Origin of the sequence: Cylindrospermopsis sp. CR12, assembly GCF_001432185.1 — a bacterium.
Taxonomy (GTDB): domain Bacteria; phylum Cyanobacteriota; class Cyanobacteriia; order Cyanobacteriales; family Nostocaceae; genus Raphidiopsis; species Raphidiopsis raciborskii.
This window is the reverse complement of sequence record NZ_LMVE01000029.1, coordinates 22401-29334: the sequence shown is the minus strand read 5'-3', so window position 1 is coordinate 29334 and position 6934 is coordinate 22401. Positions and strand designations below refer to the sequence as shown.

At 36.8% G+C, this 6934-nt stretch carries 5 protein-coding genes and 1 pseudogene; 2 read left to right on the top strand and 4 right to left on the bottom strand.

Annotated features, from left to right (window positions below; translation table 11 throughout):
* The first annotated feature begins 301 nt into the window (after positions 1–301).
* Both ASL19_RS03895 and ASL19_RS03890 read left to right on the top strand, forming a co-directional pair.
* Positions 302–619 carry a hypothetical protein gene (locus ASL19_RS03895; RefSeq protein WP_057177366.1) on the top strand — a complete coding sequence of 106 codons (318 nt, stop codon included), beginning with the start codon at positions 302–304 and terminating at the stop codon, positions 617–619.
* Positions 616–984, top strand: coding sequence for a hypothetical protein (locus tag ASL19_RS03890; protein ID WP_057177365.1), 369 nt, complete (start codon positions 616–618; stop codon positions 982–984). The genes ASL19_RS03895 and ASL19_RS03890 overlap by 4 nt, the downstream gene beginning before the upstream one ends.
* Here the strand turns inward: ASL19_RS03890 and ASL19_RS18865 are convergent.
* From ASL19_RS18865 to mfd, 4 genes and pseudogenes are all read right to left on the bottom strand, one after another.
* Positions 964–1410 (bottom strand): annotated as a pseudogene (locus ASL19_RS18865) (WD40 repeat domain-containing protein); the annotation flags it as partial. The gene ASL19_RS03890 and the pseudogene ASL19_RS18865 overlap by 21 nt on opposite strands.
* 11 nt (positions 1411–1421) lie before the next feature.
* Entirely contained in the window at positions 1422–2549 is a 1128-nt protein-coding gene (locus tag ASL19_RS03885; RefSeq protein WP_161808571.1) for an AAA-like domain-containing protein, read from the bottom strand.
* 23 nt (positions 2550–2572) lie between these two features.
* Entirely contained in the window at positions 2573–3178 is a 606-nt protein-coding gene (locus ASL19_RS03880) for an AAA-like domain-containing protein (protein WP_057177363.1), read from the bottom strand.
* Positions 3179–3360: 182 nt separating this feature from the next.
* Positions 3361–6876, bottom strand: coding sequence for a transcription-repair coupling factor (gene mfd, locus ASL19_RS03875; RefSeq protein WP_057177362.1), 3516 nt, complete (start codon positions 6874–6876; stop codon positions 3361–3363).
* Positions 6877–6934: the final 58 nt, after the last annotated feature.

Below are 6934 nucleotides of genomic sequence, written 5' to 3'. Positions count from 1 at the left end.
AAAATAGTATATAGTCATAGGCCATCTAATGTCAATCAGGCAAGATATACAATACACCTAGATAAAGTATTTTGATGCGATTGGTTGTGAATTAAGTCAATATGCTTAGCCTGATCAATCAATCGCTATTCCGAAAAATGGGTATTGAGCATGGTGTCAATAAGTAGGGAGGCACAATTATTTGTAGAATGGGTCGAGTAACGAGACCCATGGGGGTGTTCGGTTTCATGCTTCAACCCAACCTTGTATAATATATTTAGAAAAATTAATTTACATTCATCTTATTAAGAGGTGTAAAAATATGACTGAAACTAAATCTCATAAAGTGGTACGTCGAGGCAGATTATTTCCTGAAATTCAGTGGACAGAAGACAGGATCAATCTGTATAGAAGTGAGCTGGAAACTCATCATCAACGCTGTAGAGTGGTTTTTGAAAAATTGCAACCAGATTTGATCAAAAATCATTATAACTGGTTTATGGCAGTTGATTCAGAAAGTGGAGATTATTTCCTTGATAAAGATGAAGAAGTTGTTACTCAAATGTTTTTGCAAAAACATCCAACTGCTATACCCTTTATTTTTGTGATTAATGAAACTGGAGTAGCTGGTAGGATATGATTCTAGGCGATTTTGGAAGTGATGGGGAGATTTTTTTTGAAATTGATTTAATTACTGCTGATGATTTAGAATTACCAGTAACAGCAATGTTAGATACTGGTTTTACAGAGTTACTTGCTGTTAATTCTCAAGATTTAGAAGCATTAGGTTGGCGTTTTTTGCGGGAAAGACCACTCAAAACAGCGCAGGGAATCAAGACTTTTAGGATTTATTTAGGAAAGGTACGTATTGACAGAAGAGAGTTTGAAATTCCGGTTTATGGTGGTGAGGAAATTACAGAAATTTTACTTGGTAGTCAATGGTTGAAGATTATGCGATTAGTTGCGGATATGTCCGCAGATGTTTTAAGTTTGGAGATAGTTTGAGAAATCTATAGGGTTGTGTAATATCTTTTTACACACGGGTAGTTCCTTTAAAACTTGGGGATGAGAGATAAAATAATCACTTAGCCGATGACATCCCCGTGTAAGTAATTCATCTAGTGATTCTACGCGCCATAATCTAGCCGTTCCATCACTTGCACCGGAAGCGAGATATTTACCATCAGGACTAAAAGCTATAGTGCTGACACCCCTGCGATGTCCCCTGAATTCTCTAACCACATTCCCTTTCAAGTCCCAAAGTCGGATAGTCCTATCATTTGAACCAGTAGCGATAAGTTGACCATCAGGACTGAATACTACACTATTAACACTTCCTTCATGTCCTTTTAACTCTCTAATTAAATTACCTTTGAGATCCCAAATACGGGTTATACCATCTTCTGAAGCAGTAGCAAGAAGTTGATCATCTGGACTAAATGCTACACTACTCTAAAATAGGGTCTTATACTATCCAACTGTTCTTGAACCCAATCTTGATTAAAAATTTCTTGATAAATAGGATTAAAAACTTCTAAACCTCCATTTCTTCTAACTACTAAGCCAGACAGTCTTAGTTCTGATTCAAATTCTTTTTCTTTACCCAAATCTTTACTAAGAAAAATTCCATGCTTGAGAATATATTGATAAATTTCTAATAATTTTCCCACTCGGTTCTCATTGGCAATCAATCTAGTTTTAATTTGATCAAAATGTTGATAGTCATGATAATTATTAATAAGTTGAGAATAGACAAGTTGCCGAATAGTTTCTTTTTCTTTTCCCTCAGATACTTTAATATCTAACTTAACTAGTAGGTCACACACAGTTTGAGTTAAAAAAGGTTGTCCCCCAGTCCAATATAAAACTTGTTTTAATGTTTCATTTTGGTTACTAGCTAATCCTTTTAATCCCTCAGCTAAAACTAAACTTTCATGAAACTCAAAGCCATTTAATTCCACAGCTTTACCGATATTAAAAGGACTCTCTACTGGATTTTTAATGAGGTCACTTGGAGTTGCTACTCCTAACAAGCAGAAAGTCAATCTTTGGTAATTTATATTTTGATTTCTCTGGTTATAAAAAAATCTGATCAATGCGAAAAAATTATCTCGAAATGATAAACCAAATGAGCAATCAATTTCATCTATGAAAATTACAATTTTCTTTTGAACTGACGTTAATAATTCATGGGAGACAAAATTATTTAACAATTGACTAGGTGATAGATATGATCTAGGTTCTATCCAACTACCTAAATCTATTTCTATTTTCTCTTCTAAAGCAATCGCATTCAACAGATTATAAATAAATGAAACATACCATTCCTGCTGAGTAACTTGAGTTCCAATACCTTGTAGGTCAATGTCAATACAAAAAAATCCTTCTTTTTTCAACTTATATTGAGTTTGATCTTTAATTGAAGATTTCCCCATCTGACGACTGTTAAATACATAGCAGTATTCCCCTTGCTTTAATAAATTAAATAATTCTGTATCTGCTGTTCTGATCACATAACTAGAACTATTTATTGGTAATGTTCCCCCAACTTTATAGAACGATGTAGCCATTTTTTTATCCCCCAGTAATAAATTTAAATAAATGTAGTAAAATATTCTCGGTACAATTGACATCTAGGTTCAACTATAATTTTTATGTATTCATGGTGCAACAGTCGGTTTATTAGTGATGTTTTACCCATTTGAGCAGGAGCTTTAATGCGTAGTAAAATAGCTTCCTCTCCCACTTTTTTAATATAACTCTCACATTTTTCTTCTATGGGATGACGATATTCGTAATAAAGGGAGTTTGTCGCACCAGATGGAAATTGTGTGGTTTGTAATAGTTCAAATTGCTCTAAGGTCTCATATGAAACTAATTGGCGACGGTATTTAATAAATTGTTTTATTACTTCTTGTAAATCAATTAGTTCAAATTGTTCACAAATTTTTCTTAAATGATGGGACAAATTACTTTGATCCATTAATTTTTTTCCTGATTCTAAACCTTCTAGTATTGTGCGTTTGCTCCTAGGAAGTTTATCTCTTTCGCTACCACTATAAACTTTGTGGTCAAACCAAACCGTTACATCTCCCCTTATTGCTGTATTTGATTTGCCCTGCAAAATTCGATGTAAAATTCTCCTTTGAATTGGGGTCAATTCTTCCTCATAAATGCGTTCAAACAATTCGCGCTTCATCAATACCTCCAGTCAGTAAATTTGTCACAATTATATTAGTTTTCCATTCCTAACTGACATGCGATCGCTCTAAAAAATACTTGATCAATAATGATAATACAACTGATCAAGTCCTTTTAGGGATAGTTTGTCGGATTTGGTATTAAACTCAACCTACGGTGAAATGCTTGCAGGAGCGCTTGTTAATTAACTTGCATTTTGGCAAAAACATCTATTAGGGTTTCCAACTGTTGTTCGGCCTTAAATACAGCCAAACCCCTAGCTGTAACCTTCCCAGGAGAATATACAAACCGATTTCTCATATTTTCCGTCAACCTCTGGGCCAATAAGTTCCAAGCGGGTTCTTCCATTGGTGTCTCCAATACTATATGTTGCTTATTCTCTGGTTTAATCCTACTAAAACCTAGATTTTTTGCCAGTTGTTTCAATTCCATAACTCTGAGCATTTGATTTGCTGGGGGGGGTACAATACCATATCTATCATTCCATTCTGCTGCTATTGCTCTTAATTCTTCCTTGGATTTGGCTGTCGCTACCGCACGATAGGCACTCATTTTTTGATCGATATCGGTAATGTAGGTTGCAGGAATAAATGCGGTCAGGTTCAAATCAATTTGGGTGTCATCAACTTTGGGTATTTCTTGACCCCTAATCTCCCTAATTGCTTCTTCTAACATTTCCATATATAAGTCAAATCCAATGGCATCCATTTGACCTGATTGTTCCGCACCTAATAAATTTCCTACCCCACGAATTTCCATATCCCGCATGGCTAATTGATAACCAGAACCTAGTTGGGTAAATTCTTGAATGGCTCTTAATCTTTGTCTAGCAGCATCGGATAATTCTCTTTGTTTAGGATAAAATAACCAAGCATGGGCTTGAATTCCTGCTCTTCCTACTCTTCCCCTTAGTTGATATAATTGGGAAAGTCCAAATCGGTGGGCATCTTCAATTAAAATGGTATTAACTCGCGGAATATCTAATCCAGATTCAATGATTGTTGTACATACTAAAATGTCTGCTTCATGGTTACTAAAAGTTAACATGGTTGATTCTAGCTGACTTTCATCCATTTGACCATGGGCTATGACAAATCTACCGCTGGGAATCATTTCTCGGAGTCTGGTTGTGGTTTCTTCTATACCCTCAACTCTGGGGACAACGTAAAACACTTGTCCACCTCTATCCAATTCCTGTCTAATGGCACTACTGACAATTTGGGGGTTTAATGGGGCTAAATGGGTTTGAATCGGTCTTCTGGTCGGAGGTGGAGTGGTAATTAAACTCATTTCTCTAATCCCAGATAGGGACATATATAAGGTTCTGGGAATGGGAGTTGCTGATAGGGTCAATACGTCTAGGTGTGTTTTTAAAGTTTTGATTTTTTCTTTTTGATTGACTCCAAATCTCTGCTCTTCATCAATTACTAATAATCCTAAGTCTTTAAATTGTACTCCTTTACCTAACAATTGATGAGTTCCCACAACTATGTCTAACTCACCGGTTAATAGTCGTTTTTGAATATTGCGCTTTTCTTCATGAGAACGGAAACGATTTAATAATCCTACATGAATAGGATAGGGTGCAAAACGTTCTTTTATGGTGTGATAATGTTGCTGGGTTAAAATGGTGGTGGGGGCTAAAAGTGCTACTTGTTTACCTGCGGTAACAGCTTTAAAAATTGCCCTAATTGCTACTTCTGTTTTACCAAAACCCACGTCGCCACAAACTAGACGATCCATGGGTCTGGGACTTTCCATATCTCTCTTCACATCTTGCACTGCTTTTAATTGATCTATGGTGGGTTGGTAAGGAAAGGAATCTTCCATTTCTTCTTGCCAAGGCATGTCTTGTGGATAGGAAAAACCCTCTTGTTGGGAACGAGCTGCATATAATTGTAGCAGATCAACTGCTAATTTTTTAATGGCTTTTTTGACTTTACTCTTGGTGTTATCCCAAGCTTTACCGGTCATTTTATGTAGTTGGGGTGGTCTATCTAAGTTGGTTCTGAATCTGGAGAGGGAACCTACTTGATCCGCTGCTACTCTTAACACGCCATCAGCATATTGAATGACTAAATAATCGCGTGTTTCGTCATTGATTGTCAAACTCTCTAATTTGACAAATTTGCCGATTCCATGGCTACGATGTACGACAAAATCACCCGCCCTTAATTTGTTAGGATCAACCTGTTTGGATGCTGCTTTACGTCGTTTACGCACGTAGCCAAAGTTAGCTAGGGCGTGTTGACCATAAAATTCCCGATCTGTAATAATTACTAAACGATAAGAAGGTAAAATTACTCCTTCTAATTCCGCTAAACCAGAATATTTAAGAGCAACTGGTGTTTGATTAATTTGCAGTTTATCAATGGCTTGATAATCTCGCGGATTAGGAATAAACTGAGCTGGACAATCATGTTCTTGTAATAGAGCAACTGAACGAGAAGGTTGGGCAGAAATAATCCAAACCGCAAATTTACGCTCTCTTTCTTGGCGGATGGTGTCTGCTAATTTCGCAAATTGGTGGGGATGGATGGGTAAGGGTCTACCCCCTAAATTATAGCTGGGAATAAAACTCTCAGAACTGGTTTGCTCCCTGGCATCTTTATAGGTTATATTACCACTATTTTCTTCTGCTATTTCCGATAAATATAGGGTACTAAAATTGCTGACTTTTTTCGCTAAACATTCCTCAAAATTTATATGTATTTTCGGGAAGGTGGTAGATAATTGATCGTTAATTAGTAACCATTGCTCATCCGCATTTTCTACCCAGCGATCGCCATGGGCATGACATTGTTCAATTTCATCAATTGCTACTAAGGTATTTGCTGGTAAATAATCTAGAATTGACGCGGGTTGGTCAAAGGCAAAACCCAGAAATCTTCTACTACCTTCTAATCCTGAATTTTCTATTACTTCTGAATTTAAATCAAGTTGGGAACTAAATTGCCAAAATAGAGCATTATCTTTTAAAGCAGATAAAACAATTGGTGCAAAACTGGTGGGGGTCAAGGTAATTTGATTGATTTTGTCTAACGCTGAACGCTGGGTACTAGGGTCAAATTCACGGATTTTTTCAATGTCATCCCCAAACCATTCCAAACGCACCGGTAATTCGCAAGCAACGGGAAATACATCCACAATGTCACCCCGTCTACTCCATTGACCTTCTGTTTCTACTAGGGAAACCCGCTCGTATCCCAAAGCAGTGATTTTTTCCCCAAATTGTTCTAAGCTATATCCCATATCCTTTTGTAAGGTTAAACAGAAGGATTTAAATGTTTCCCGAGGTGGTAAGTGTGGTTGTAATGCTCCTATAGTGGTAATAATGGCCATACTCTTATGATCACTATTACTAACTAAATCCGCTAATACCTGCATTTGACCCCAGCTTAACTCCGTTTCTGGATCAAAGGGTTGATAGGGAGAAGCTTCCGAGGTTGGGTAAAAGTGGACCGTATTCCATCCCATGGCTTCTAACTGGGCATAAAATCTACCAGCTTCCTCTAATGTGGCACAGATAATACACAAGTCACGACTCTCTTGGCTAGCAAGAGCAGAAGCGATGAGATTTTTGGGTAGGCGAGAAATGCCATTTAAACCCAATTGCTGGTGTTTTTTGAGTTGATTGTTGAGTTCCGTGGTCAGAGGCGATCGCATCAAACTACGTACAATAGAAGAAAAAGTCATAGTTGTTGCTCAGGTGAGAAGTCGAAAAAAGTGAAAAAATATAGATTGTATCTATATA

Excerpts from the sequence above, each read along its gene's own strand:
- ASL19_RS03895 (WP_057177366.1), top strand. The coding sequence starts at position 302 with ATGACTGAAACTAAATCTCATAAAGTGGTACGTCGAGGCAGATTATTT.
- ASL19_RS03890 (WP_057177365.1), top strand. The coding sequence starts at position 616 with ATGATTCTAGGCGATTTTGGAAGTGATGGGGAGATTTTTTTTGAAATT.
- ASL19_RS03885 (WP_161808571.1), bottom strand. The coding sequence starts at position 2,549 with ATGGCTACATCGTTCTATAAAGTTGGGGGAACATTACCAATAAATAGT.
- ASL19_RS03880 (WP_057177363.1), bottom strand. The coding sequence starts at position 3,178 with ATGAAGCGCGAATTGTTTGAACGCATTTATGAGGAAGAATTGACCCCA.
- mfd (WP_057177362.1), bottom strand. The coding sequence starts at position 6,876 with ATGACTTTTTCTTCTATTGTACGTAGTTTGATGCGATCGCCTCTGACC.